Source organism: Paenibacillus sp. GCM10023252, assembly GCF_042653305.1.
Lineage (GTDB): Bacteria > Bacillota > Bacilli > Paenibacillales > Paenibacillaceae > Pristimantibacillus.
The window spans coordinates 147,436-173,514 of the sequence record NZ_JBHSHW010000001.1 but is presented as its reverse complement, the minus strand read 5'-3'; the positions used below and the strand labels follow the sequence as shown (position 1 = coordinate 173,514).

24 protein-coding genes are annotated in these 26,079 nt (G+C 51.7%); 22 read left to right on the top strand and 2 right to left on the bottom strand.

The window, feature by feature from the left end; all coding sequences use genetic code 11:
• Positions 1–157 precede the first annotated feature (157 nt).
• From ACFO9Q_RS00835 to ACFO9Q_RS00755, 17 genes are all read left to right on the top strand, one after another.
• Positions 158–922, top strand: a complete 765-nt coding sequence (locus tag ACFO9Q_RS00835; protein WP_379177663.1) for a DUF3388 domain-containing protein — start codon at positions 158–160, stop codon at positions 920–922.
• 18 nt (positions 923–940) lie between these two features.
• Positions 941–1,849 (top strand): RodZ domain-containing protein, encoded by a 909-nt coding sequence (locus tag ACFO9Q_RS00830; protein ID WP_379177661.1) that lies wholly within the window; start codon positions 941–943, stop codon positions 1,847–1,849.
• A gap of 38 nt (positions 1,850–1,887) precedes the next feature.
• Positions 1,888–2,376 carry a YajQ family cyclic di-GMP-binding protein gene (locus ACFO9Q_RS00825; protein WP_379177659.1) on the top strand — a complete coding sequence of 163 codons (489 nt, stop codon included), beginning with the start codon at positions 1,888–1,890 and terminating at the stop codon, positions 2,374–2,376.
• 207 nt (positions 2,377–2,583) lie between these two features.
• Complete coding sequence (gene rimO / locus ACFO9Q_RS00820; RefSeq protein WP_379177657.1) at positions 2,584–3,909, top strand: 30S ribosomal protein S12 methylthiotransferase RimO; 1,326 nt, start codon at positions 2,584–2,586, stop codon at positions 3,907–3,909.
• Positions 3,909–4,484, top strand: a complete 576-nt coding sequence (gene pgsA, locus ACFO9Q_RS00815; protein ID WP_379177655.1) for a CDP-diacylglycerol--glycerol-3-phosphate 3-phosphatidyltransferase — start codon at positions 3,909–3,911, stop codon at positions 4,482–4,484. Before rimO ends, pgsA begins: the two co-directional genes overlap by 1 nt.
• A gap of 207 nt (positions 4,485–4,691) precedes the next feature.
• Positions 4,692–5,960, top strand: coding sequence for a competence/damage-inducible protein A (locus ACFO9Q_RS00810; RefSeq protein WP_379177653.1), 1,269 nt, complete (start codon positions 4,692–4,694; stop codon positions 5,958–5,960).
• A 264-nt stretch (positions 5,961–6,224) separates the two neighbouring features.
• A complete protein-coding gene (gene recA / locus ACFO9Q_RS00805) occupies positions 6,225–7,280 on the top strand; it encodes a recombinase RecA (RefSeq protein ID WP_379177651.1) in 1,056 nt (351 codons plus the stop codon).
• A 124-nt stretch (positions 7,281–7,404) separates the two neighbouring features.
• The gene (locus ACFO9Q_RS00800; RefSeq protein ID WP_379177649.1) at positions 7,405–8,130 is read left to right on the top strand and encodes a regulatory protein RecX; all 726 of its coding nucleotides are present in this window, start codon (positions 7,405–7,407) and stop codon (positions 8,128–8,130) included.
• A 189-nt stretch (positions 8,131–8,319) separates the two neighbouring features.
• Positions 8,320–9,861, top strand: coding sequence for a ribonuclease Y (gene rny / locus ACFO9Q_RS00795; RefSeq protein WP_379177647.1), 1,542 nt, complete (start codon positions 8,320–8,322; stop codon positions 9,859–9,861).
• Positions 9,862–9,943: 82 nt separating this feature from the next.
• Positions 9,944–10,738 (top strand): TIGR00282 family metallophosphoesterase, encoded by a 795-nt coding sequence (locus ACFO9Q_RS00790; protein ID WP_379177645.1) that lies wholly within the window; start codon positions 9,944–9,946, stop codon positions 10,736–10,738.
• A gap of 137 nt (positions 10,739–10,875) precedes the next feature.
• Positions 10,876–11,136 (top strand): stage V sporulation protein SpoVS, encoded by a 261-nt coding sequence (gene spoVS / locus ACFO9Q_RS00785; protein ID WP_027084382.1) that lies wholly within the window; start codon positions 10,876–10,878, stop codon positions 11,134–11,136.
• A gap of 130 nt (positions 11,137–11,266) precedes the next feature.
• On the top strand, positions 11,267–12,226 hold the full coding sequence (locus ACFO9Q_RS00780) for a dipeptidase (RefSeq protein WP_379177642.1): 960 nt from the start codon (positions 11,267–11,269) through the stop codon (positions 12,224–12,226).
• A 195-nt stretch (positions 12,227–12,421) separates the two neighbouring features.
• Positions 12,422–14,155, top strand: a complete 1,734-nt coding sequence (locus ACFO9Q_RS00775) for a 2-oxoacid:acceptor oxidoreductase subunit alpha (RefSeq protein ID WP_379177640.1) — start codon at positions 12,422–12,424, stop codon at positions 14,153–14,155.
• Between the two features lies 1 nt (position 14,156).
• Entirely contained in the window at positions 14,157–15,023 is an 867-nt protein-coding gene (locus tag ACFO9Q_RS00770; protein ID WP_379177638.1) for a 2-oxoacid:ferredoxin oxidoreductase subunit beta, read from the top strand.
• Positions 15,024–15,157: 134 nt separating this feature from the next.
• Positions 15,158–15,739 (top strand): phosphate propanoyltransferase, encoded by a 582-nt coding sequence (gene pduL, locus ACFO9Q_RS00765; protein ID WP_379177636.1) that lies wholly within the window; start codon positions 15,158–15,160, stop codon positions 15,737–15,739.
• Positions 15,740–15,897: 158 nt separating this feature from the next.
• Positions 15,898–16,386 carry a RicAFT regulatory complex protein RicA family protein gene (locus ACFO9Q_RS00760; protein ID WP_379177634.1) on the top strand — a complete coding sequence of 163 codons (489 nt, stop codon included), beginning with the start codon at positions 15,898–15,900 and terminating at the stop codon, positions 16,384–16,386.
• Positions 16,387–16,410: 24 nt separating this feature from the next.
• Positions 16,411–17,574, top strand: a complete 1,164-nt coding sequence (locus tag ACFO9Q_RS00755; RefSeq protein WP_379177632.1) for an iron-containing alcohol dehydrogenase — start codon at positions 16,411–16,413, stop codon at positions 17,572–17,574.
• 105 nt (positions 17,575–17,679) lie between these two features.
• Here ACFO9Q_RS00755 and ACFO9Q_RS00750 read toward each other — a convergent pair whose 3' ends face one another.
• Complete coding sequence (locus ACFO9Q_RS00750) at positions 17,680–18,297, bottom strand: biotin transporter BioY (RefSeq protein ID WP_379177630.1); 618 nt, start codon at positions 18,295–18,297, stop codon at positions 17,680–17,682.
• A 124-nt stretch (positions 18,298–18,421) separates the two neighbouring features.
• On the opposite strand from ACFO9Q_RS00750, the gene ACFO9Q_RS00745 reads away from it, so the two are divergent.
• A complete protein-coding gene (locus tag ACFO9Q_RS00745; RefSeq protein WP_379177628.1) occupies positions 18,422–19,381 on the top strand; it encodes an energy-coupling factor ABC transporter ATP-binding protein in 960 nt (319 codons plus the stop codon).
• On the top strand, positions 19,378–21,495 hold the full coding sequence (locus ACFO9Q_RS00740) for an ATP-binding cassette domain-containing protein (RefSeq protein ID WP_379177626.1): 2,118 nt from the start codon (positions 19,378–19,380) through the stop codon (positions 21,493–21,495). The genes ACFO9Q_RS00745 and ACFO9Q_RS00740 overlap by 4 nt, the downstream gene beginning before the upstream one ends.
• Before the next feature lie 22 nt (positions 21,496–21,517).
• On the opposite strand, the gene ACFO9Q_RS00735 is transcribed toward ACFO9Q_RS00740, so the two are convergent.
• Complete coding sequence (locus ACFO9Q_RS00735) at positions 21,518–22,726, bottom strand: MFS transporter (RefSeq protein ID WP_379177624.1); 1,209 nt, start codon at positions 22,724–22,726, stop codon at positions 21,518–21,520.
• Positions 22,727–22,899: 173 nt separating this feature from the next.
• On the opposite strand from ACFO9Q_RS00735, the gene lepB reads away from it, so the two are divergent.
• From lepB to ACFO9Q_RS00720, 3 genes are all read left to right on the top strand, one after another.
• Entirely contained in the window at positions 22,900–23,445 is a 546-nt protein-coding gene (lepB, locus tag ACFO9Q_RS00730; RefSeq protein WP_379177622.1) for a signal peptidase I, read from the top strand.
• A gap of 32 nt (positions 23,446–23,477) precedes the next feature.
• Positions 23,478–24,458, top strand: a complete 981-nt coding sequence (locus ACFO9Q_RS00725; protein ID WP_379177620.1) for a DUF4184 family protein — start codon at positions 23,478–23,480, stop codon at positions 24,456–24,458.
• Between the two features lie 115 nt (positions 24,459–24,573).
• Positions 24,574–26,073, top strand: coding sequence for a sensor histidine kinase (locus ACFO9Q_RS00720; protein ID WP_379177618.1), 1,500 nt, complete (start codon positions 24,574–24,576; stop codon positions 26,071–26,073).
• Positions 26,074–26,079: the final 6 nt, after the last annotated feature.

Below are 26,079 nucleotides of genomic sequence, written 5' to 3'. Positions count from 1 at the left end.
ACGAGCAGAGAAGCCTCCCCCAACGGAGGCTTTTCTGCAATGTTTGCTGTATAGTTGCAGGATTGTGACGAAAATTGTAGAATTAAGCTTTATGGAAGCTCTTTTTGGGTAAAACCAAGGGTAGCTCAGATATATATGGTCCGGGATGGTGCTTGCTTTGGAAAAAAAACAATGGTACATGGAATACAAGATACATAAAAACCGACCTGGCTTGCTCGGTGATATCGCTTCCTTGCTAGGCATGCTGGAAGTTAATATTATGACGATTAACGGTGTGGAGGATCGGACGCGAGGGATGCTGCTCCAGACCGATGACGAAGAGAAAATAGAACTGCTCGGCAAAATGCTCCAGAAGGTCGACAATATTACGGTCAACAAGCTTCGTACGCCAACTATCGTAGATATATTGGCCGTTCGCCATGGCCGTTACATCGAACGGGACTCCGATGACCGCAAGACGTTCCGGTTCACAAGGGATGAGCTTGGCTTGCTGGTTGACTTCCTCGGTGAAGTGTTCAAGAGGGACGGGAACCAAGTGGTCGGGCTGCGCGGTATGCCGCGTGTGGGCAAGACCGAATCCATCATTGCAGGGAGTGTGTGCTCGAACAAGCGCTGGACGTTCGTGTCCTCGACACTGCTGAGACAGACGGTCCGAAGCCAGCTGTCTGAGGAAGAGATGAATGACAACAATATCTTCATTATCGACGGTATTGTCAGCACGATTCGTTCCAATGAGAAGCATCATACACTGCTCCAAGAGATTATGGCGATGCCTTCTACGAAGGTAATCGAGCACCCGGATATCTTTATCAAGGAGTCCCACTATGATTACAGCCATTTTGACATCATTATTGAATTGCGCAATACACCAGATGAGGAAATTACGTATGAGACATTCACTGCCAATTACTCAGATTTCTAGAAGGAAGGAGGTGCGGGCATGTCTGACTTAGGCGCATTGCTTCGCAGGGCAAGAGAAGAACATGGCTTAACCCTGGATGATGTACAGGAGACTACGAAGATTCGCAAGAGATACCTTGAGGCTATTGAGAGCGGAGATCATAGCGTTCTTCCTGGCAGCTTCTACGTCAGGGCGTTCATTAAGAATTATTCCGAAGCGGTTGGACTTAATCCTGATGAGGTGCTAAGGCTATATCAGCATGAGGTGCCCTCAGCTCCTGTTGAACCTTCGCTTGAGCCCACATCGGCTCGGCCGCCTAGACGTGTGCAGGCGGGAGCTTCCGACCGAATGGGGAGAATCGGCTTCAACATTATGATGTGGTCATTCCTCATTCTCATCTTAGTTGTTGTCTATATCTTCATAATTAACAACAATAATGGGACTGAGAAGGCAGATGAGAATACACCTATTACGGATAATGCGAGCCCTACGCCGACTCCGCAGCAGACAGAGGGGACAAGCGATGACAACAGTGCGAATCCAACTGTGAGTCCAACCCCTTCGCCAACGCCAACGCCTGCTCAATCTGCAACTACGGTGACCTTCTCTCAGAGAAAAGGCAAAGTAGAACACTATGAGGTTGCCCCAGCAGGGACACACAAAGTGGAAATTAAGGTGAGCGGCGGTCCGAACTGGGTTGAAGTTAGAACCGGCAGCAATCGGGGGGAGAAGCTTGAGTACAAGACTGTCCCTGACGGTACCATCTTGAGCTATGACCTGACACAGCCTATCTATATTAATGTGGGACGTGCTGATCTCGTGCAGCTGCTGGTGGACGGTGTTGTTGTTCCTGATGGTGATGAAGCCAACTCGAAGAAGGTTCAATTGAATCCGGCAGTAGATACGGCTGCTTCCCCTAGCCCTGGCGGGGACACACCGGCTGAATAATACAATAAGAAGCTTCGTTGATAGAAGGAGTGTTATAGATGAGTGAGAGTTCATTCGATATTGTCTCTAAGGTGGAGATGCAAGAATTAACGAATGCCATTACCCAGGCGGAGCGGGAGATCGAGACACGCTTCGACTTCAAGGGCAGTAAGAGCAGTATAGCGCTGGAGAAGGAAGATCTCATTGTCGCTTCCGAGGATGAATACAAGCTGAAGAGCGTTATTGACATTCTGCTATCTAAGATGGTCAAGCGCGGTATTCCGATTAAGAACCTTGATTACAACAAGATTGAGCCTGCATCGGGTGCTACTGTTCGCCAGCGCATCAAGCTGAAGCAAGGTATTGATCAGGACAATGCGAAGAAGATCAATATTATGATTCGCGATTCGAAGCTGAAGGTGAAGAGCCAGATTCAAGGCGATCAGATCCGTGTAACAGGCAAGAGCCGTGATGATCTTCAAGCTGTTATGGCTATGCTGCGAGCAGCCGACTTGACTGTTGAGCTTCAATTTACGAACTACCGTTAATGGTCTGTCATCCCCATTTTCCTGCTTTTTACAGCAGTGGAGATGGGGATTTTGTGTTCATGTCGAGTATCACACATGGACGAGACATTACTGCACTAGCTGCTTTCGCTTGGATTTGCTTGCATTTGGTCGATTTTGACACGTGATAGGGCATGTATTATACTTGATGAGATAGTTTTTGGCAGAGAGGATCTGGGGGATACATAGATGACAGAACGAGTTAAGGTAGTCACACTTGGGTGTGAGAAGAACTTAGTGGATTCCGAGATTATGTCAGGCCTTGTGCACGAGAGAGGCTATCGTCTTGTAGATGAAGCGAATGATGCAACCGTTATTATTGTGAATACTTGCGGATTCATTGATGCCGCTAAGGAAGAGTCGGTGAACACGATTCTCGAGATGGCAGACTTCAAGGAATCAGGCAAGCTGAAGGCGCTTATCGTGTCGGGCTGCTTGACTCAGAGATACAAGCAGCAGCTCATGGAAGAGATGCCGGAGATTGACGGCATAGTCGGTACGGGAGATTTTCACCATATCAATGACATCGTGGATGAAGCGCTGCGCGGGAAGAAGCCAATCAAGGTGGGGAACCCGTTGTTCGACTATGACCAGAAGCTTCCGCGGATGGTGACGACTCCTCGATATACCGCCTATGTGAAGATTGCGGAAGGCTGCGACAATGCGTGTACGTTCTGCAGCATTCCCATCATGAGAGGCAGCTTCAGGAGCCGCTCCATGGAATCCATATTGGAGGAAGTGAAGGGACTCGCTGCCCAAGGTGTTCGTGAAGTCAGCTTAATTGCACAGGATTCCACGAACTATGGCACGGATCTGTATGATTCCTTCATGCTGCCAACCCTTCTCAATAGGGTCAGTGACGTAGAAGGGATTGCTTGGGTGCGTCTGCACTATGCTTATCCTGGATTCTTCACAGACGAGCTCATTGAGACGATTGCAGCGAATCCGAAGATCTGCAAGTATGTCGATATGCCTCTCCAGCACAGCGAAGATTCCATACTGAAGCGGATGAGACGTCCCGGCAGGCAGCGGGATACGAGAGAGCTTGTTGCGAAGATTCGAGGTGCAGTTCCAGACGTCGCGATGCGCACGAGTCTAATCGTCGGCTTCCCAGGTGAGACGGAGGAGGACTTCGAGCGGCTGTGTGACTTCGTGCGGGACATGAAGTTCGATCGGCTCGGTGTGTTCGCTTACTCCAGTGAAGAGGATACGCCAGCTGTGAGGCTTCCCGATCACGTGCCGGATGAGGTCAAGGAGTGGCGTGTCAACACCCTTATGGAGATTCAGCGCCAAGTATCAAGGGACAACAGCAGCAAGTATATCGGACGCGAGATTGATGTACTGGTGGAGCGTTATGACGGGCGCAGTGATGTCTATATCGGCCGCTCTCAATACGACGCTCCGGAGATAGACGGAGAAGTATTCATTACCGGCTGCCGGGCAGGCATCGGTGAGATTCAGAAGGTTCGTGTCACGCATGCCTTCGAGTTCGACTTGTCAGGGGAGGGAATCTAATGAATTTGGCCAATAAAATAACGATCGTCCGCATCATGCTCGTGCCGATTATTATGGTTTTCTTGCTTGTCAACTTTAATCTAGGCCAGCTGGAATTCGAAGAATATTCGATCTCCTACAACCAGATTATTGCTGCGGTTATTTTCATCATTGCTGCTAGTACGGATGGACTGGACGGTTACATCGCCAGGAAGAACAAGATCGTCACGAACTTGGGGAAGCTGCTGGATCCGCTCGCGGACAAGCTGCTAGTTGCCGCTGTGCTCATCTCGCTCGTCTCTATGGGCAAGCTGGATGCACTTATCGCTATCGTTATCATTAGCCGCGAGTTCGCTGTAACAGGTCTTCGTCAGATTGCCTTGCTGGAAGGCTCCGTCATGGCCGCAAGCGCATGGGGCAAGTGGAAGACGGCTATTCAGATTACGATGATTATCTCGATTCTGCTGAACAACTTCCCGTTCAACTTCATCGACTTCCGCTTCGACTTAGTGTCGGCTTGGGCTGCCGCGCTCATTACGGTGTATTCCGGTATCGATTACTTCGTGAAGAACAAGCATCTGATTCCGGTGGAGTAACCATTCAAAGCCGTCTTAGCAGGTGTTGGCAGGTATAGAATGATGAGACATCTTTCTGCTTCCGCAGGAGGATGTTTTTGCCTTCAAGGCCGCTAGTATGCGGCTTCCTTGACTGGCGTGGTGCACTCAATCAACGCGAGGCTGTTAGTATAGGACAAGCTTACCTGGAATACTATACGTTGGCATGCTAATGGAGGAGATGGTGGAATGAAGGCAGAGATTATAGCAGTCGGCACGGAGCTGCTGCTTGGCCAGATTGTGAATACGAACGCTCAATATCTGTCCCAAGGACTAGCGGAGCTTGGAATCGATGTATACTTCCAGACGGTCGTAGGAGATAATTCGCACCGGCTCCGACATGCTATTGAGACGGCAAGGGGACGAGCGGATCTGCTGATCTTCACTGGCGGTCTCGGACCTACACAGGACGACCTGACCAAGGACGTACTCGCAGCCGATCTTGGCCTTGGCCTCTACATTCATGGGCCTTCCATGGAGAAGATTGCTCATGTCTTCTCATCGCGAGGCTTACATATGGTCGAGAGCAACAAGAAGCAGGCGCTCATGATTGAGGGGAGCGACCCTCTGGATAATACGGCAGGACTTGCTGTTGGCAATGCCCTGAAGGTTGCTGAGACAGCTTATGTGCTGCTTCCAGGACCTCCGCGAGAGATGAAGCCCATGTTCGATGGTCCCGTTAAGGAATGGCTGCGTAAGCTGTTAGGCGATGAGAAGCCGCTCTACTCCCGTCTGTTGAAGTTCGCTGGCATTGGTGAGTCAACGCTCGAGGATAAGCTGTTGGATCTCATAGAAGCGCAGACCGACCCTACAATAGCTCCTTATGCCAAGGAGGGAGAGGTAGCCATACGGGTATCTACGAAGGCCGCTTCCCTGACGGAGGCTAATGTGCGGATCGATGCAACGGTGTCAGCCATTCAGGCAAGAGTCGGTGACCATCTCTATGCCGAAGAGAACATTCCGCTGGAGGAAGCGGTCGTCCGGTTGCTGCGGGCAGGACAGCAGAAGCTTGCGAGCGCGGAGAGCTGCAGTGGCGGACTATTCTCCGAGTTGATTACGAATGTTCCGGGCAGCAGCGGGGAGTATATCGGAGGCGTTGTCACCTATACGAACCAGATGAAGCATGTCATGCTGGGTATACCCATGTCGCAGCTCGAAGGCGAGGATGCGCCTGGTGCAATCAGTGAGTCTACAGCGGCGCTCATGGCTGAGCGGATTCGCGAGATGACGAATAGCGACTATGGCGTATCGCTGACAGGTGTTGCAGGTCCAGCGGAGTCGGAGGGGAAGCCGGTAGGGCTTGTCTACTTCGCCATAGCCCAGCGAGGCAAGGCAACCATCGTGCATACGACTCATCTAAGCGGGAACCGCAGCATGATTCGGCTTAGAGCGGTCAAGGCTGTGCTGTATCGACTGTGGCAGGCCATCCGCGAGCAGGAGCATCTGCAGCAGAGTTAGTGTGTGAGGTGTGTGAGGACTCAGCATGGTTCACTTTATTCCGCATAATAGCTTGTCAACTCGACACATTGTCGGTATAATAGCACTAATCAACGGAAGAACCGTGGCGAAGAATTTACTTTGCTGCGGTTTTTTTTGTTCTCATACACCCTCCGGAGGGGTCAACAGCCACAAAAAAACGAATGTATGTTCGAAAAAAGGCTTGGCAAGCGTTCGTAAAAAGGGTATCATTAGATTATAAATGGAGAAGAGGATGTGGGTTAATTGTCGGATCGTCGCGCTGCATTAGATATGGCATTGCGCCAAATCGAAAAACAATTTGGTAAAGGCTCCATTATGAAGTTAGGTGAAGCAGCAGGAATGCAAGTGGAGACCGTATCCAGCGGTGCGCTTGCTTTAGATATCGCTCTTGGCATTGGCGGATTCCCGAAGGGAAGAATTATTGAAGTGTACGGACCGGAATCATCCGGTAAGACGACAGTGGCTCTTCATGCGATTGCTGAAGTTCAGCGAGTCGGCGGACAAGCAGCCTTCATCGATGCTGAGCATGCGCTGGACCCATTGTACGCTCGCGCACTTGGCGTCAACATCGACGAGCTTCTGCTGTCACAGCCTGACACGGGCGAGCAAGCGCTGGAGATTGCTGAAGCGCTCGTTCGAAGCGGTGCCGTTGACATTATTGTTGTAGATTCTGTCGCTGCACTAGTTCCTAAGGCTGAGATCGAAGGCGATATGGGGGATTCCCACGTCGGATTGCAAGCTCGGCTTATGTCTCAAGCACTACGCAAGCTGTCCGGTGCAATTAGCAAGTCGAAGACGATTGCTATCTTCATTAACCAGCTTCGTGAGAAGGTCGGTGTCATGTTCGGTAACCCTGAGACGACGCCAGGCGGCCGCGCATTGAAGTTCTACTCCAGTGTTCGACTTGATGTTCGCCGGATTGAGACGCTGAAGCAAGGTAATGACATGGTTGGTAACCGGACTCGGATTAAGGTCGTCAAGAACAAGGTAGCGCCTCCGTTCAAGCAAGCTGAGGTTGATATCATGTACGGTGAAGGCATCTCGAAGGAAGGCAGCATCGTCGATATCGGCGTCGAGATGGACATCGTTCAGAAGAGCGGAGCATGGTTCTCCTACAATGGCGAGCGTCTTGGCCAAGGCCGTGAGAATGCGAAGCAATTCTTGAAGGATCATAAGGATATCTCGTCCGTCATAGAGAATCAGATTCGGGAAGCTACGAATATGCAGGCTGCAGCCGCCACAGCTGCTGCTGTCTCAACCGATGATGACGATGACTTCGATGAGTCTGAACTAGATTAAGGTAGCCATAGAGACTGTCACGTGAATGCTCATTCACGCAGACAGTCTCTATGCTATTATGATGGACTTCTCTCTGATGTAAGAGGTTAGAAGTCAAGTCATTGGGAAGAGAGGATACGGTGCAGTGAATAAGGAACTCCACAACAGTGAGTCAACGGATGACAGCAATACGAGCTATTCGATTACTTCAGTTGAACAGGATCGCAAGGAGCGCCGCAGATACCATATCTATGTGGACGGCGCTGCTGAACCGATGCTGTCCGTGCACGAAGATATTCTTATTAAGTTCCGTCTGCTTAAGGGGCAGTCCTTCACCAGCGATGAGCTCCAGCACATTACGAAGGAAGATAAGCGCTATCGCTCCTATGCAATGGCTTGCACCTATCTGGGGCTGAAGAGCAGAACGAAGAAGCAGATTGAGCAGTATTTGCAGCGCAAGGAATTTGAGGCGGAGGAGATTAGTTATACGCTCGAACGTTTAGAACGAGAGCGTATAGTAGATGATGAAGAATATGCCAAGCAATTCGCGGCTCAGCGCCTTCGTCTAGGTCAGAAGGGGCGAAGATGGATTAAGCAGGAGCTGCAGCAGCGAGGGATTGACCAAGGAACAGCTGCTGAAGCGGCTAATGAGCTGGACTGGGAAGCGGAGCTTGCAGCAGCTGAACAAGCCGCTGAGAAAAAATGGCGTACGCTAAAAGGCGAAAATTTCGAACGCCGGAGGAAGCTTATGGGTTTTCTAATGCGCAGAGGATTCCCCGGAGATATCACTAAGGAAGCTATTAAGAAGGTTGCCGCAGGCACTATTGACGATATGGAAGATGATGATGATGGGCAAATGCTTGACAATTGATTTTGCCAAAAGATAAAATGAGGGAGTATTCCTTCTTTTTGAATCAATTTTCCTTCCAAAAATTGATCCAAATCGATTTTATTCGTCAAATTTCTTAGCTAGTCGTTGAAGCGGTATAGAAACCGGCTAAAAAACAACAAAATATCATCCCAAGGTTGCCTTGGTGCATGCAACGAGGAGGTGAACAAGATGCCTGATATGATTTGGATCTTGATCTGTCTCGTTGTTGGCGCAATTTTCTTTGCCGCTGGTTATTTCCTGCGAAAGTCTATCGCCGAAGCCAAAATCTCAAGCGCTGAGCAAGCTGCAACCGTCATTGTAGATAATGCGAAGAAGGAAGCGGAGGCTCAGAAGAAGGAAACCGTGCTGGAAGCGAAAGACGAAGTCCATAAACTCCGTTCGGAAGCTGAAAAAGACATTCGGGAGCGACGTAACGAAATACAACGTCTGGAGCGACGTGTACTTCAGAAAGAGGAGTCGCTGGATAAAAAGTTAGAAGCGCTAGAGCGCAAAGAAGAGTTGGTAGCCAACAAAGAGAAGCGGATCGAAGAGACACAAGAACAGATCGATTCCATCTACAAGCAGCAAATTACCGAATTGGAACGGATCTCGAGCTTGACGATGGAAGATGCGAAGTCGATTATCCTCTCGAATGTTGAGCAAGAAGTACGTCACGAGACGGCGCAAATGATCAAAGAGATCGAACAGCAGGCCAAAGAAGAAGCCGACAAGAAGGCGCGTGATATTATCTCCCTCGCGATCCAACGTTGTGCGGCTGATCATGTGGCAGAGACGACCGTATCGGTTGTATCGTTGCCTAATGAAGAGATGAAGGGCCGTATTATTGGACGTGAAGGCCGGAATATTCGTGCCTTGGAGACATTGACTGGTATCGATCTCATTATCGACGATACACCGGAAGCGGTCATATTGTCGGGCTTCGACCCGATTCGACGTGAGATCGCTCGTACATCACTTGAGAAGCTCGTCGCTGATGGTCGTATTCACCCTGCAAGGATCGAAGAGATGGTTGAGAAGTCCCGTAAGGAAGTGGATGAGCGGATTAGGGAGTATGGTGAGCAAGCAACCTTCGAGGTTGGTGTTCATGGTCTGCATCCTGATCTCATCAAGATTCTTGGTCGACTGAAGTACCGGACAAGTTATGGTCAGAACGTCCTGAAGCACTCTATGGAGGTTGCTTATCTGACTGGACTGATGGCTGCCGAGCTGGGCGAGGACATCACGCTTGCGAAGCGTGCTGGCTTGCTGCATGATATCGGCAAGGCGCTTGACCATGAGGTTGAAGGATCTCATGTCGAGATCGGTGTGGAGCTTGCCAAGAAGTACAAGGAGCATCCGGTTGTCATTAACAGTATTGCTTCTCACCACGGTGATTGTGAAGCAACCTCCGTTATTGCCATGCTCGTCGGTGCTGCTGATGCCTTGTCAGCTGCCCGTCCTGGAGCTCGTCGAGAGACGCTTGAGACGTATATCAAGCGGCTGGAGAAGCTTGAAGGAATCTCTGAGTCCTTCGAGGGTGTTGAGAAGTCGTATGCGATTCAAGCCGGTCGTGAAGTGCGCGTTATGGTACAGCCGGAGAAGATCGATGATACGGAAGCATTCCGACTGGCACGTGACATTACGAAGAAGATCGAGAGTGAACTGGATTATCCGGGACACATCAAGGTTACGGTTATTCGTGAGACTCGCGCCGTCGAATATGCGAAGTAAGCTCATAGCTTGAACGGAGAAGTGGCTGCCTGGCAGCCACTTCTCCCTTTTTCTATATAGAACAGAGGAAGTGACTACCGAAGTGAACGTATTGTTTATTGGAGACATTGTCGGCAATGTAGGGCGGAGTGCAGTGAAGAGAGTGCTGCCAGCCTTGAAGAGCAAGTATAACCCGCATATCATCATCGCGAACGGGGAGAACTCTGCAGCTGGTCGTGGAATTACATCAACGATTGCCCGTGAATTCTATGAATGGGGCATTCATGGCATTACTATGGGCAACCACACATGGGACAACAAGGATATATTCGAATGGATCGACGACGAGCCTCGAATCGTCCGTCCGGCGAATTATTCTTCAGCAGCACCTGGTCAAGGTATCGCCTTCATTAAGGCGAACGGCAAGGAGCTGGCAATTGTCAATCTGCAAGGGCGAACCTTCCTTCCGCCGATTGACTGCCCTTTCCGCAAGGCTGATGAATTGATTGAGCAAGCGAAGCAGAGAACGAACCATGTGCTGGTTGATTTTCACGCGGAAGCCACTTCTGAGAAGATTGCAATGGGCTGGTACCTGGACGGAAGAGCATCAATCGTAGTAGGTACACATACACATGTGCAGACGAATGACGATAATATCTTGCCAGGCGGTACTGCGTACTTAACCGATGTTGGCATGGTTGGCTCTATGGAAGGAGTGCTTGGCATGGAGCGGGAAGCGGTGCTGCATCGATTCCTGACCCAGATGCCCGTCCGATTCGTTGTGGACGAAGGAGCTTGGCAGCTGCATGCGATCTCTGTTCAGATTGATGATGCGACTGGGACAGCCAAGAAGATTGAGAAGATCCGCTTAACGGAAGATGAATGGCTGATGATGTAACTTTTGAATCTTTGAAAAGTTCGGACAATTCAGAAGAGTTTGTGAAATGGCCGTTCAAAAGCAGGAATTATTTCCCCTCTCTCGAATACTATTTAATAGTGGAATCCATCCATCATTCCCGAGGGAGGTACTTTTGAATGGAAGTATTAAAAGTTTCAGCAAAATCTAATCCAAATTCCGTTGCAGGCGCACTCGCAGGCGTGTTACGTGAACGCGGTGCCGCTGAATTGCAAGCTATCGGGGCTGGTGCACTTAATCAAGCGGTCAAGGCAGTCGCTATTGCTCGCGGATTCGTGGCACCAAGCGGGGTGGATCTAATCTGTATTCCTGCATTTACTGACATTGTCATCGATGGAGAAGACCGCACAGCCATCAAGCTCATTGTAGAACCCAGATAGAAGAAGCTAACGGTGGATGGTGCCATGACCTTAATGATTGAACCTGTTTACTTCGTAGACAGGTTTTTTGCTTATCATAGATGACCCGCGAATCGCAGATAAGTCGCGGCTGATTATTGGAGAGCAGGTGATGATGGTGAGAAATGAGTCGACGAAAATCGCAGATTTTCATTGTGATGTACTGTACAAGTTGCTGCAAAATGATCGATTATCGTTCAGCAATCCTACAGCAGGAGGGCTGGATGTAACCTATGAGCGGTTGGAGCAGTCGGGTGCGTCGCTTCAGACCTTCGCTATCTATATTCCTAGTAAGATGGATAGAGGGATGGTACCCATCCTAGAGAGTATAGACTTATTCCATCGGCATGTGCTCAGCTGCCCGCGGATGAAGTTCGTTCGGAACAAGACAGAGCTTCAGGAGGCACAGTCAGCGGGACAGATTGCGGCCTTGCTGTCGCTTGAAGGAGTAGACGGACTGCAGGGAAGTATGGCCATGCTTCGCATCCTGCATCAACTGGGAATTCGCGCTGCGGGCCTTACCTGGAATCATGCGAACTGGGCAGCGGACGGAGTGATGGAAGCTAGAGGAGGGGGGCTGACGAATCGCGGGAAGCAGATGGTTGAACAATGTCATACATTGGGTATACTGCTTGATGTGTCCCACTTATCTGAACGCGGCTTCTGGGAGATGGCCGACCTCACTCATCAGCCGCTCATTGCTTCGCATTCTAATGCCAAGTCAGTGTGCCCTCATCCGCGCAACTTAACTGACCAGCAGCTTAAGGCGATTATTGCGATGGAAGGACTTATAGGTATCACTTATGTTCCTTACTTCGTCAGCCAAGCTGAGACGGTCACCATTGATGATGTATTGCTGCATATTGATTACATATGTGGACTTGGCGGTGAGAGGCATCTCATGCTAGGTTCAGACTTCGACGGGATCGACACATATGTTAGCGGGTTAACTCATCCTGGTGAAGTGTACAGGCTCAAGAACGCCTTGTTCAGAAGCTACTCCGAACAGCAGGCCAACGCTTTCCTAAGCGGGAACGCGATGCGATTCCTAAGCGAGAATCTGCCAGACTGACGGCGGTTAGGTTAACTATTCCATCTCTAATTGATATAGGATCCATCTCAAATGGCTATGTTTTATAATAGCGTTTACATCTTGCAATATACCCTTTACAAACATAAAATTATGATGACTGTTATAGGTTTAACTATTATTGGATGTAGTCTACTTGCCATATTATACGTTCAGTACAAAGAGGAGATGGGCATTTTGATTAGTCAATTGTCTTGGAAGATCGGCGGACAGCAAGGGGAAGGCGTTGAAAGTACCGACCGCATCTTTTCCACGGCGCTCAACCGGTTAGGCTATTATCTGTACGGATATCGTCATTTCTCATCCCGCATTAAGGGCGGACATACGAATAACAAGATTAGAATCTCTACACAACCGATTAGAGCCATCTCAGATGACCTCGATATTCTGGTAGCCTTCGACCAAGAGAGTATTGACCTGAATGCCCATGAGCTGCGCACAGGCGGTGTAATTGTTGCGGATGCCAAGTTCAATCCCACAGTACCTGATGGGATAGCGGCAAGGCTGTTCGCCGTACCGATTACCTCCATTGCGGAAGAGCTGGGAACCTCTCTAATGAAGAACATGGTAGCGTCCGGAGCGTCTTGGGCGCTGCTTGGTCTGCCTATCGAAGTATTCAATAAGGCGGTTGAAGAGGAGTTCGGACGTAAGGGAGCTGCTATCGTAGAGAAGAACATCGAAGCCGTAAGACGCGGTGCAGAATTCGTGCTCGAGCAGGCAGGCGGTCCGATTGAAGAATTCAAGCTTGCGGAAGCGGATGGAACACAGAAGCTGTTCATGATCGGGAATGAAGCAATAGGTCTGGGATCAGTCGCTGCCGGCTGCCGGCTCATGTCTGCGTATCCGATTACACCGGCTTCAGAGATTATGGAATACCTCATTAAGAAGCTTCCTAAGTTCGGCGGAACCGTCGTTCAGACAGAGGATGAGATTGCTGCGGTAACGATGGCCATCGGAGCGAACTATGCAGGTGTTCGTACGATGACGGCATCAGCAGGTCCCGGACTCTCCTTGATGATGGAGGCGATTGGACTCGCAGGCATGACCGAGACGCCGCTCGTCATTGTCGACACACAGCGCGGCGGTCCATCTACTGGCCTGCCAACGAAGCAGGAGCAGTCTGACCTTAACGCGATGGTGTACGGTACACATGGAGAGATTCCGAAGATTGTTATCGCTCCCGCATCGATCGAGGATTGCTTCTACGACACGATTGAATCGTTCAACCTGTCCGAGGAGTATCAAGTTCCAGTCATCCTGATGACGGATCTTCAATTATCACTCGGCAAGCAATCCTGTGATGTACTGGATTATGATTCTATAGAGATTAAGCGCGGCAAGCTGGTCCGCGAGGCGGAAGCTAGAGAAGACAATTCTCTGTTCAAGCGTTACGAGCTTACAGCGGACGGGGTATCGCCGCGAATACTCCCAGGAGCGAAGAACGGTATTCATCACGTAACTGGCGTAGAGCATGACGAGACGGGCCGCCCTTCAGAGAGCGCAATCAATCGTCTGCATATGATGGATAAGCGGTTGAATAAGCTGAATGGTGTCTACATCAGAGATGCGATTCGAGTAGATGCTCCGCATGACCAGCCAGACCTGCTCATTATCGGCATGGGCTCCACTGGCGGAACGATTGACGAAGCAAGGACTCGTCTGGCTGAGGATGGGCTGAAGACGAACCATATTACGATTCGCCAGATTCATCCCTTCCCGACCGAGTTGCTGCTTCCTCACCTGCAGAGTGCGAAGAAGGTCATTGTGCTGGAGAACAATGCTACGGCTCAGCTTGCCGGGCAGATCAAGATGCATGCCGGCCACGCGGACCGAATCCGCAGCCTGCTGAAGTACGACGGCAACCCGTTCCTTCCTTCCGATGTGTACAAAGCTTGCAAGGAGTTGAGCTAAGATGGCTACATTCAAAGAGTTCCGTAATAATGTCAAGCCGAACTGGTGCCCAGGCTGCGGAGACTTCTCCGTACAAGCGGCGATTCAGCGTGCTGCTGCAAGCGCAGGTCTAGAGCCAGAGAATCTGGCTGTCATCTCCGGCATTGGCTGCTCCGGTCGAATCTCCGGATATATTAACGCTTATGGCCTGCACGGTATTCACGGCCGCGCGCTTCCTATCGCGCAAGGCGTGAAGCTGGCCAATCGTGATCTGACGGTCATTGCTTCCGGCGGTGACGGAGATGGCTTCGCCATTGGTATGGGCCACACCGTTCATGCTATCCGTCGTAATCTGAACATTACTTATATCGTCATGGATAACCAGATCTACGGACTAACGAAGGGGCAGACCTCCCCGCGCAGCGCGGAGGGCTTCAAGACGAAGTCCACACCTGAAGGCTCGGTTGAGACGACACTGTCTCCGCTAGAGATTGCTCTATCCGCAGGTGCAACATTCGTCGCGCAATCCTTCTCCAGCGACTTGAAGCAGCTTACTTCACTCATCGAGCAAGGGATCCAGCATGAAGGCTTCTCCTTAATTAACGTCTTCAGTCCTTGTGTGACCTTCAACAAGGTGAACACGTATGACTGGTTCAAGGAGAATATTGTGAACCTGGAGCAATTCCCTGACTATGACCCATCGAACCGGATCGCCGCCATGACGAAGATTATGGAGACGAACGGAATGGTAACCGGCTTGATCTACCAGAACAAGGAACGCAAGTCGTATGAAGATCTTGTTCCTGGCTTCTCCGAGACAGGTCTGGCAGGACAAGAGTCGACCCTATCGCGTGAGCAGTTCGACAAGCTCCTAGCTGAATTCAAATAATGTAGCTTACGATGAGCATACGACCCTAGCGGTCGTATGCTTTTGTAATCAAGTAGAGCATGCTACATACATCAGACCCATACCATTGTAATTGTCGGTACCCGATAACCGTAATAGCGAGAGGAAGATGACAAGTGACAACCCAAGAGAAAATCGTGCCGGTAGGCGTATCTGCAAGACATATTCATCTGTCTGAACAACATATTAGCATACTGTTCGGTGAAGGCTTCCAGCTGACTGAATGGAAGCCGTTGTCCCAGCCCGGCCAATATGCCGCTGGTGAGACGGTAGAAGTCATTGGCCCGAAGGGCAGCTTCCCTAAGGTCCGTATACTAGGTCCGGCCAGGAAGAGAACTCAGCTAGAGGTGTCACGGACGGATGCCTTCTCCATTGGAGTGAATCCGCCTGTACGTGAGTCCGGAGATATCGCAGGCTCGGCAGGTGTAACCTTGAGAGGCCCCGCAGGAGAAGTTGTCCTGGAAGAAGGAGTCATCGTTGCAGCACGTCATATTCACCTGCACACAAGTGATGCAGAGGCTTGGAGCATTGTGGACAAGCAGAAGCTGAGCGTTCGGTTCGCAGGGGAACGGGGAGTCGTATTCGAGAATGTGGTCGCAAGAGTGTCACCCGAATATGCGCTCGACATGCATATTGATACCGATGAGGCGAATGCAGCAGGCATTAAGAACGGAGACCAAGCGGTAATCATTGCGTAGGGAGCATTCATCATCGCAACTAACAAGGCTGACAGAGGCATGCTTAGCTCTGTCAGCCTTGCTGTGCAGGCGATAGATATCCTTCAGCCGTAATGCTATAATGGGGTATGCTGGCAATGTATACGTATCTTAAACTATAACGCAGGAGTGAATATAAGATGTCAGAGCATCAAGCAGTAGATCACAAGCATGATCACGACCACAATCACAATCACGAAGGGGGCTGCGGCATCCCTTCCTTCGATACACGAGACCTGCTCGTGCGTGAAGATATTATGAACAAGGCCAAGCAATTGGCGGATCTCATCTACACCTCCGAAGAGGTACAGCATTATCGCCGTGCGGAGCAGCAGATTGTAGGCAATGATCGCGTTCAAGGGCTAATCGCAACCATGAAGAAGAAGCAGAAGGAGCTAGTCGCCTTCCAGACGACCTTCAAGAACGAAGGGATGGTCGCTAAGATTGAGCAGGAGATTGAGGAGCTGCAGGATCAGCTTGATGAGATTCCTATCGTAGCAGAGTTCCAGCAGAGCCAGTCCGATATTAACTACTTGCTCCAGCTGGTCGTATCCATTGTACGTGAGACGGTGTCTGAGAAAATTACGGTTGAAGATACTAAGGTGGAAGCACCAGAGGAATGTGATTGATTCGAAGGAGGAGATCAGCAGCCCATGAAGCCATTCGCTTATTATAACCCAACTAGACTACTGTTCGGACAAGGACAGCTTGCTCAGCTGCCCGCTCAAGTCCAGAAGTACGGCAACCGAGTTCTTCTCCTCTACGGAGGCGGAAGCATTAAGCGTAACGGCCTCTATGATGAAGTGATCTCGAAGCTTAAGGAAGCAGATTGCGTCATCACTGAGCTAGGCGGAGTGGAGCCGAATCCTCGTGTAAGTACGGTTAATCGCGGAGCTGCACTATGTCGCTCTGAGAATGTCGATTGGGTACTCGCAGTTGGCGGGGGAAGTACCATTGATTGCGGCAAGGCGATTGCAGCTGCCGCACATTATGACGGGGACTTCTGGGACGTTGTTACCAAGAAGGCAGCGGTCATATCCGCCTTGCCTCTGGGGACGGTCCTTACCCTCGCAGCTACAGGCTCGGAGATGAATTCCGGCTCTGTCATCTCGAACCCGGACACCTTGGAGAAGCATGGCTGGGGAAGCCCCCATGTGTTCCCTGCCTTCTCCATACTCGATCCAGCCTTCACTGCTAGCGCTCCGAAGGACCATACCGTATACGGCATGGTGGATATGATGTCCCATGTGCTGGAGCAATATTGGCATCATGATGCTCATACACCCGTGCAGGACGGATTCTGCGAATCCATCCTCCGCGCGGTCGTGAAGACAGCTCCTCTGCTCATAGAGGATCTAACTAACCTCGAACTTCGTGAGACAATCTTGTACAGCGGCACGATGGCGCTTAACGGTGTACTGTCTATGGGTGTCCAGGGCGACTGGGCGAACCATGACATGGAGCATGCACTCTCAGCTGTGTATGATATTCCGCATGGTGGAGGGCTCGCCATTCTGTTCCCGAATTGGATGACCTACGTGCTGGATGCGAATGTCGGGCGCTTCCGCCAATTCGCGGTAGAGGTGTTCGGCATCGGGACAGAGGGACGCTCGGATCGTGAAGTTGCTGAAGCTGGTATTGCAGCGCTTCGTACGTTCTGGAGCTCTCTGGGGGCTCCATCGAGACTTGCTCATTACGGGATTGACGATAGCCGCTTGGAGGAGATGGCGGAGAAGGCAACTCGCGGTACGACCAAGGGCAACTTCCGCAAGCTGACGAAGGAGGACGTCCTCGAGATCTACCGGATGTCTCTGTAGGTCAAGCGATTACGTGCGATGCCATTCCTCATCTTAAAAAAAAGCCGCATTCTCGATCTTGGATGATCGATGAATGCGGCTTTTTTAACAGACACAAGCTATAGGTTAGTGATGAGTGGCAGTTGGGGATGAAGAGCTGGATGCAGGACGTGTCGAGTCTTGAATCTGGTAGATATAAGGCTTCAGAGCGATGACGATGACCGCTGCTAGCAGAGCCTTAAGCGCATCGCCGATGAGGAACGGATACATCCCCTTAGCGAGCCCCTCTTGGAAGCTCCAATCGAGCACGTGAATAAGCCAAGGCACACCAGGTACATAAGCGAATAAGCCAATGATCTCGAAGGCAGCGAACAGGACGAGGAACGTCATGACACGATTGCCGGTTATGGCAGCAAGCTTGCTGTTCATAATCGCTCTGGCTGCGAAGCCGATGAATAGTGCGGTGAAGGGGAAGGCGAAGATGAATCCTCCTGTAGGACCTAAGACTGTTGACAATCCTCCGTTACCGTGCAATAGAGGAAGACCAATGGCTGTTAGGACGACCACAAGAGCCAGACTGAGGAAGCCGTTGCGTGGGCCTAAGAACGCGCCTGCAAGAATGACACCAAGAGTCTGCAGCGTGATCGGAACAGGTGAGCCAATCTTAATGGTAATGGAGCTCATGACGACGAAGATGGCTGCGAATAAGGCGATGTACACGATACTGCGGATATTGCTTGACATAGAATGATCCGTCTCCTTTATTTCGATTGCTATTTTAATGTTAACCACTTATATTAATTCAAGGTTAACAATTGGGATTGTATCACAGCCATATGGATTGGGGAAGAGGTTGGGTGAATTAATTTTGCAAAAAATTCTAATCAAACTAGAGCAGTTATCTGTACTTAATAATAGGCTCCCTGAAGCAAGCACTGCCAAACCGCTCCTCGAGGATATAGACTTCGTCCTGAAGGAGGGAGAGTGGGTCACCGTCGTCGGACCTAACGGTTCAGGCAAGAGTACGCTAGCTCGTGTACTTGCCGGCTTCGGTACGAAGAATCTAACCGGGCATCTAAGCAGAGGGAGAGAATTCAGCAGACATGCCATTCCAATGGTCATGCAGCAGCCTGATACGTCTGTGCTGGGTGCAACGCCCTGGGAGGATGTGCTGCTCATGCTGGAGCAGCATGAAGTAGAGGGAAGTGCCATCCCTGAAATGGTCGAAGGAGCGCTTAGGGAGACAGGGCTGTATGACCGGAGACATCAACCCATTCAGTCGCTGTCCGGCGGACAGAAGCAGTTGACGGCCATAGCAGGTTGTCTGGCGCTTAAGGTGCCATGGTTGGTGCTTGATGAAGTGACTTCCATGCTGGACCCACAGGCAAGTGAGCTTGTCATGAAGCGGGTTCGGAAGGCTCATGCGACTGGGACCGCTGTCATATGGATTACTCAGCGGCTGGAAGAGCTCCGAGACGGGGATCGCGTGGCAGCTATGAAGGAAGGCAGACTCATCTATGATGGTACGACTGAGGGCTTCTACACTCGAGGGCGGACGGACATGGTACAGAATGGGGCAGCTGGAGATGAAGGAAGCTCAGGAGCTACAGCAGAAGGAAAAGGTATAGTTGGAGCTGAGGCTGAAGGCAGTGAAGGAATCCGTGTGGGAGTGTCGGTGAATGGCGAGAGTGTCTGCGAGCGAATTGGGATGGTAGCTCCTTACATCGTTCAGACCGCATGGGCACTGGAGGAACAGATGGGGCTCACGCTTCATCCTCTGCCGACTACGCCCGAGGCACTGGTGAAGGCGGTGGAGCAGCTGCGATGAACAGACAGCATATGCACAATCTGAGATGGAAGAAGAGTATTGTGGACACGAATCTCGTGGATACACAAGAAGTACATATGCATCATGCGGATACACAACAAGTAGACACGCTACATGCAGATACAATTCTGGTGAAGGAAGGAGAGAGCCAGCTGAGTAGGGACCATAGCCAGCAGAAGATGGTAGAGGGGGGGAGTGACGTCGTTGCAGTGAGCACATTCACCCGTAACTTGAACCCTATCAGCATTCAAGGATTATCCGTTCATGTTAACGGGGATCAGAAGGCTCTGCTGCTTCAGGATATTAACGTTGAATTCCAGAGGGGACATCTTACACTGGTCATTGGGCATAACGGCTCAGGCAAGTCTACTCTGCTAGAGTCAATAGCCGGTCTTAGGGCGTTGGAATCAGGATTGATTCATATTGGAGATGAACTGCTGTGGAAGAAGTCTATTCGCCGGACTATGCGGCGGACTAAGCTTAACCGTGCTGCCTTGCTGCAAGTAGGTATAGCGCTCCAGCATTCTGAATCCCAATGGTTCACTAGCACGGTTAGACAAGAATTACAATACTCGTTAAGGCCCTATAAGAAGGGAATAACAGAGGATGATTATGCCGCAAGAGTGTCGGAGTCGCTGCAAGCAGTCGGACTCCCTGAGGAGTTGCTGGAGCGGGATCCCTGGACGCTGAGCGGAGGCCAGCAGCGAAGGCTTGCCCTTGCCTGTCTGCTAGCCTGCCGGCCGCAGTGGCTGCTGCTAGATGAGCCGACGGCGGGGCTCGACGCCGAAGGCATCAGCCGCTTGTGCGCGATCCTGGCCGCGCACAAGGCGGCGGGGCGCGGAGCGGTCGTGGTCACACACGACGCGGGAGCGCTGCTGCCGCTTGCGGATGAGGTCGTCGTGCTGTCGGACGGCCGAATCCGCGAAGCGGCGCCCGCGGCGCAGTGGGCAGCGGCCCACGCGCACGGCGCGACTGCGCCGCAGGCGCTGCGCACGCTGGCGCTGCTGCGCAGAGCGGGCTTGGCGGCGGAGCCGCCTGGGGTAGCCGCCGGCAGCGACAGCGGGCCGGGGGCCGGGATGTGGCCGGCGCCGCAGGAGCTGACGGGGGCCGGGATGTGGCCGTCTCCGCAGGAGCTTGCGGCGGCGCTGGCGGGGGCCGGGCTGCGGCCGGCGCCGCAGAGGCTGGCGGCGGAGCCGCCTGGGGTAGCCGCCGGCAGCGATAGCGGGCGGACCTCGCAGAGGCAGTCGGCGGTGCCGCCTGGGGCTGCCTCACGCAGCGAGGCTCCAGCATTAGCGGGCTCTGATAATGATGTTCGTCAAGCTTCTAGTGATTCTGTTAGTGATGCTATGCCTGCCCCCCATTACGAGCCCCCGCGATGGCTGCGATATGACCCGCGGGCAATTCTGCTAAGCTATCTGATCGTCGCTGCTGGGATTGTTATGCAGAACAGCTGGTGGGGGGCAGCAGTCGCGGCAGGAGTAACCGGAGTAATTCTAATCCCCATCAGAAGTCTACTGTATCCTTGGAGAGCAGTCATCCGGGGTTATCTAACCTTCATGCTGATGATAGCCTTAGTCGGAGGAATCGGGAAGGGGAGAGCTGGTCAGCTGCTGAGCTTCGATTGGAGGGGAGCTGCGGATACACTCCATAATGTTGGCCTGCTGTGGTTGGTTATGCTAATCGGGCTGCCTATGATGAATCTATTAAGCCCGCTGCGTGTGCAACGAGCATTGGAACAGACATTCGGCTGGACGGCACGGCTCAGAGTCCCGATCTCATCGATTGCGCTTACGGTCACTCTGCTGTTCCGATTCATCCCTCTGTTATCAGGAGAATGGGTCCGATTCTCTCGAATTGCACGAGCACGCGGCAAGAGTACAGCAGCGTTAGGCTCTGTCCCTCCTTCGATGCTCCGCATGATACTCATTCCTTATCTTCGTTCTATCCTCCGCCTAGCGGAGCAGATGGCTGATGCGCTGGAGGCTAGAGGCTTCGGCCGCACGGATGTGAAGCCGACTAGAGGGTTCGTCGTTCGAATAGGCACCAGAGATATATGGCTCCTGGCCGCTGCCGCCATCCTATTCTCGATGCTCTTCTTGGCATCGAAGATCTAGCATACAGGTCTGCACGTTAACATTATCCTTCCAAGCTGCTGGACGTGCTGGAGCTTCGAGAGGCCGCCCGGCGGTCAGACGCCTCCCACCAGACGGCGAGCATAGCAGCGGCAGCACCGAGCAGTCCGCCCAGCCAGAATCCGCTGTTCAGCCCGAGATTGTCGTTCAGCCAGCCAGCGGCGAACGGGCCAGCGAACATGCCGATGGAATAGACCGATTGGTACAAGCCCATAGCTGTAGCACGAGCAGGCAGTGCGACGTCGCGGATGGACAATCCGAGCAGGAGCGGGATCGTCATGCCTTGAGCGAACCCGTTCACTGCTTGGGTTACCATCAGCCACTCCAGGCTGGGGGAGTATGCAATCGCAATCGTGCAGCCCCCGCTGAGCAGGAAGCCAACGAGCACGGTTCGCCAGTGGCCAAGCCGAGGAGCAACCCGTGCCGCTGTGATGAATGAGGCCAAGGCATGAGGGACCATGAAGGAGAACACGATGAGCGTGAGCTGCAGCGCGCTGGCTCCAAGCTGCTCAGCCTTGAGCGGAGTGAAGCCGAACATCGTAATGAACAGGATGCCGTGAGCAAGCAGGGACAGCACCGATACTTGCAGGAGAGTCTTCGTACGCACGACCTCCTTCAGCTTGCTCAGTGACATGGGCACACGCCCGGCGTCCCTTCGATCCGGCTCTCTAAGCGTTAAGGCAAGCAGCAGCCCTAGCAGGCCCACAACGGCTCCGACGAGGAACATCTCCTTCGTCCCGTAGCTATGCACAAGCCAGCCGCTTAGCCCCATCCCAATGAGCTGCCCCGTTACGGTCATGACACTAATATTGCCCATCGCACGAGTCGTATCGCCCTCCGCATAGAATCCTGCGTACATCACCGTGAACACTACCCAAGTAGACGCACACACACCAGCAACAATCCGCCCTGCGAGAGGCCAGACCCAGCTGCCCGGAATGGTGAAGAGAACGCAGCTAAGCCCGCCGCACAGCAAGCCTATGACCAGGAATGGCTTGCGCCTGCCCCATCGGTCAGAGCTGAGCCCTACTGGGAATCGAACGAGCATCTGGACGAAGCCGTAGCTGCCGAGTATGATTCCAATAAGCTGCAGCGACATCCCTCTGTCGCTAAGGTAAGGGGATAGGACAGGCACATAGATATACATGGAGATCCAATACATAATCGTTACGATCATGAATACAACACGAGGATAGGCCGCCTTTATGAACAATACTGCCACCACCTTTTTTAGACCTTTTGTCTCATAGCTTACTTAGCCCGCCATAGGTGGCGGTAACGGATGAACACTTGTCACATCATACGTCATATTTGACAGAGGAGCTATCCCTAATTTAACCTGAACTACAATAGATCAATATTTTCATAAATTAAGGAAGTGACCGTATGAATCATCCAGAGGCTAGGCAAGCACGCCCCAGATGGGTGAAGGAGCTGATGGAATGGACGATGTCCCTCACGATTGCCATTGTGGCAGCTCTGCTGATTCAGACCTATGTCTATGCGCAGTCCGAAGTGCAGAACATCTCGATGCAGAACACGTTAGTTGCCGGTCAGAGACTCATTGAGGACAAGTGGAGCTATCGCTTCACCACACCTAAGCACGGAGATATTATTATTATTAATGGACCGGAGAGTGAGCTTCGCTTAATTAAGAGAGTCATTGCTCTTCCAGGAGATGAGCTTGACATGCGGGATGGCCTGGTATACTTGAACGGGCAGAAGCTTGATGAACCCTATGTGAAGGGACTAACCTTCGCCGAGGGAATGAAGATGCCTTACAAGGTATCCCATGAACAGGTGTTCGTCATGGGTGATAATCGGGAGAACAGCCAAGACAGCCGCGTGCTGGGCCCGATTCATCTATCTAGTGTCGAAGGGAAGGCGGTCCTTCGAATATGGCCGCTTAATAAGTTCGGTGCGCTGCAATAGCAGTAATTAGTAAGGGCAAGGAGGTTATCGGATTGCCGTTCACATTGTCTCATCCTCTATTCTCTGTGCCGCTGCGCAGAATCGTTCCTTCACTCAGCGTTACGGGACTCGTACTTGGCAGTATGGCTCCCGATATGGAATACTTCGTTGCCTTGCAGTCGAATAAGACGATTGGCCACTCCCTGCCTGGCTTCCTGCTCCTTGGTATACCTCTATGTCTCAGCTTAGGATATGCCTTCCATCGTGTCATGAAGCCTGCCTTGCCGGCCCTGCTGCCTTCTACTGGAGGGCTGGATCAATTCGCGAAGGACATGATCCGGCCATGGCCGATTAGGAGCACGGCGCAGCAGATGTGGTACCTGCTCTCCTTGTTCATCGGCTATCTCACCCATATCTTCATGGACAACTGGACGCATGTCGATGGAATTTTCGTTGAGATGTTACCGTATCTTCGGCAGCACAAGGTTAACGGTGAGCCGCTCTATCAGCTCATGCAGCTGTTTTTCTCAGGACTAGGACTCGCCGTGCCGCTCCTGCTCTTATTCATGAAGTGGGTGAGGTGGCGAGAGGGAGCGGGCAGGGACAGGAGACCGCTAAGCAGCAGAAGAACCAAGCGTCTGATCTGGCTTCATGCGCTCAGCATTGGTGCGTGTCTGTTCACTGTGAAGGTGATGTCGGCGGAGGACCCGCTATGGTTCGGGATCTGGATCGTTGCTCCATTCTCATGCCTGCTGTTCGGTGTCTACGCTGCTTCGTTACTACGCATCAGGAGTCAGTATGGCCGAACAAGCAAGGCCTGGTTGAGTATCGGCGCACTCTTGCTCGTTATGGGGTTATACAAGCTAACGGACTACTTGGGACTTCGAATTATTCTGGAGGATGAGCTCTGGCTGCTGCATATCTGGCTGCTGACGTTGACCATTACCTTAGTGACTAGGTATAGCTGGCCAGCGAAGCAAGGAAGAGGCTTAAGTACGGGTAACCAACCTGCTTCGCTCAAGCGTCGACTATAAGATTATCGTTTAGGCTGTCCACTGGTTGTTTCTATGACCAGCGTGGCAGTTTTTTTCTTTTTCAATGTAATAATTTTGTAAGAAATCGTTCCGAATTCGTTTAGAAATAGGAGGTATGATAAAACCTAGAACCAGTATAAGGCGTGATGTGATGTCCATAAGGGTGAAGCTCTACTTATCTTATCTGCTAATGATTGTTATTCTCCCGATTATTCTCATATGCACCGTTATGGTGCTGCTGCTGTTCTTCACCGACAGCAAGCAGGACGTGCGAGATTACTTCGAGAAGGAGAAAAATCTGGATTACCGGCAAGCGTTAGCCATTGGTGAAGTATCCTATGTCGTTCAGAACGAGCCGGACAAGCTGGGTGATGAAGCCTATGTCTCTAACGTTCAAGACAAGCTGGGCCGTGTAGCAGTAGGGCTTCTCATAGCAAGGAACGGAGAGATGGAATCTGTCTCGCCATACCTGCAGAGGCTGTCGCCACAGGAGAATTGGTCTAAGCTGCTGATATCTCCCCCTAAGCGCATGACTTACAATCACTACCCGTTCACCTCGGATTCGATAGCGTTCCGCTATTCGGATGGCAGCGAAGGGGAAGCCATCCTGCTGCGAAGATATGAATCTGTTCCCGTCTATTGGCATCCGATCTCGCTCGTCGTCGTGCTGGCGATTATAGGACTTACAAGCTTGCTGTTGACCTATTACGTATCGAGGCGAATTATTAAGCCAATCGAAGCGTTGAAGACCGGTGTTCAGCATATTAAGGACGGCGATCTGACCTATCAAGTCATTCCTACCTCGAAGGATGAGGTAGGCGAGCTGAGCAAGGTATTTGAAGAGATGAGGCTGAGACTGAAGCATTCCATCGAGCAGACGCTGCAATACGAGGACAATCGGAAGATGCTGCTCTCCCATATCTCCCATGACCTGAAGACTCCCATCACGGCGATTAAGGGCTACGTGGAGGGGATACTGGACGGTGTAGCCAACACTGAGGAGAAGCAGGATCGATACATCCGCACCATCTATCGCAAGGCGAACGAGATGGACAAGCTGATTGATGAATTATTTCTGTTCTCGAAGCTGGATGTTCAGACCGTTGCTTACGACTTCATTCCGCTGGATGTGAATTCATTCACAGCTGATATGGTCGGAGAGATGAAGTTCGACTTGGACAAGACAGGCATTACGCTTACGACTTCCCTTCCTCCAGAGACGATTATGGTTGTGGCCGACCCTGAGAAGCTTAGCCGTGTGTTGACGAATGTCATTGATAACAGTGTCAAGTATATGGACCTGCAATCTCAATTGCAGGTGAAGTCCTCGCTTCAAGAGAACAAGGCCATAACCGTCCTAGTTCATGCGAACGACGAAGAGGCGTTCATCACGGTTGAGGATACGGGGCCGGGTATCGAGGAAGAGGCTCTCCCGTATATTTTCGACCGATTCTATCGTGCAGAGCAGTCCCGTAACTCAGAGACAGGTGGGAGCGGACTCGGCCTTGCTATCGTCAAGCAGATGGTTGAAGGACATGGAGGCAGAGTATGGGCGGAGAATAGACCAGAGGGCGGGGCGAGGCTTACCTTCACGCTTCCGAGAGCCGGAGCATAAGGCAGA

Excerpts from the sequence above, each read along its gene's own strand:
- ACFO9Q_RS00830 (WP_379177661.1), top strand. The coding sequence starts at position 941 with ATGTCTGACTTAGGCGCATTGCTTCGCAGGGCAAGAGAAGAACATGGC.
- ACFO9Q_RS00825 (WP_379177659.1), top strand. The coding sequence starts at position 1,888 with ATGAGTGAGAGTTCATTCGATATTGTCTCTAAGGTGGAGATGCAAGAA.
- rimO (WP_379177657.1), top strand. The coding sequence starts at position 2,584 with ATGACAGAACGAGTTAAGGTAGTCACACTTGGGTGTGAGAAGAACTTA.
- pgsA (WP_379177655.1), top strand. The coding sequence starts at position 3,909 with ATGAATTTGGCCAATAAAATAACGATCGTCCGCATCATGCTCGTGCCG.
- ACFO9Q_RS00810 (WP_379177653.1), top strand. The coding sequence starts at position 4,692 with ATGAAGGCAGAGATTATAGCAGTCGGCACGGAGCTGCTGCTTGGCCAG.
- rny (WP_379177647.1), top strand. The coding sequence starts at position 8,320 with ATGCCTGATATGATTTGGATCTTGATCTGTCTCGTTGTTGGCGCAATT.
- spoVS (WP_027084382.1), top strand. The coding sequence starts at position 10,876 with ATGGAAGTATTAAAAGTTTCAGCAAAATCTAATCCAAATTCCGTTGCA.
- ACFO9Q_RS00780 (WP_379177642.1), top strand. The coding sequence starts at position 11,267 with ATGATGGTGAGAAATGAGTCGACGAAAATCGCAGATTTTCATTGTGAT.
- ACFO9Q_RS00770 (WP_379177638.1), top strand. The coding sequence starts at position 14,157 with ATGGCTACATTCAAAGAGTTCCGTAATAATGTCAAGCCGAACTGGTGC.
- ACFO9Q_RS00760 (WP_379177634.1), top strand. The coding sequence starts at position 15,898 with ATGTCAGAGCATCAAGCAGTAGATCACAAGCATGATCACGACCACAAT.
- ACFO9Q_RS00755 (WP_379177632.1), top strand. The coding sequence starts at position 16,411 with ATGAAGCCATTCGCTTATTATAACCCAACTAGACTACTGTTCGGACAA.
- ACFO9Q_RS00750 (WP_379177630.1), bottom strand. The coding sequence starts at position 18,297 with ATGTCAAGCAATATCCGCAGTATCGTGTACATCGCCTTATTCGCAGCC.
- ACFO9Q_RS00740 (WP_379177626.1), top strand. The coding sequence starts at position 19,378 with ATGAACAGACAGCATATGCACAATCTGAGATGGAAGAAGAGTATTGTG.
- lepB (WP_379177622.1), top strand. The coding sequence starts at position 22,900 with ATGAATCATCCAGAGGCTAGGCAAGCACGCCCCAGATGGGTGAAGGAG.
- ACFO9Q_RS00720 (WP_379177618.1), top strand. The coding sequence starts at position 24,574 with ATGATAAAACCTAGAACCAGTATAAGGCGTGATGTGATGTCCATAAGG.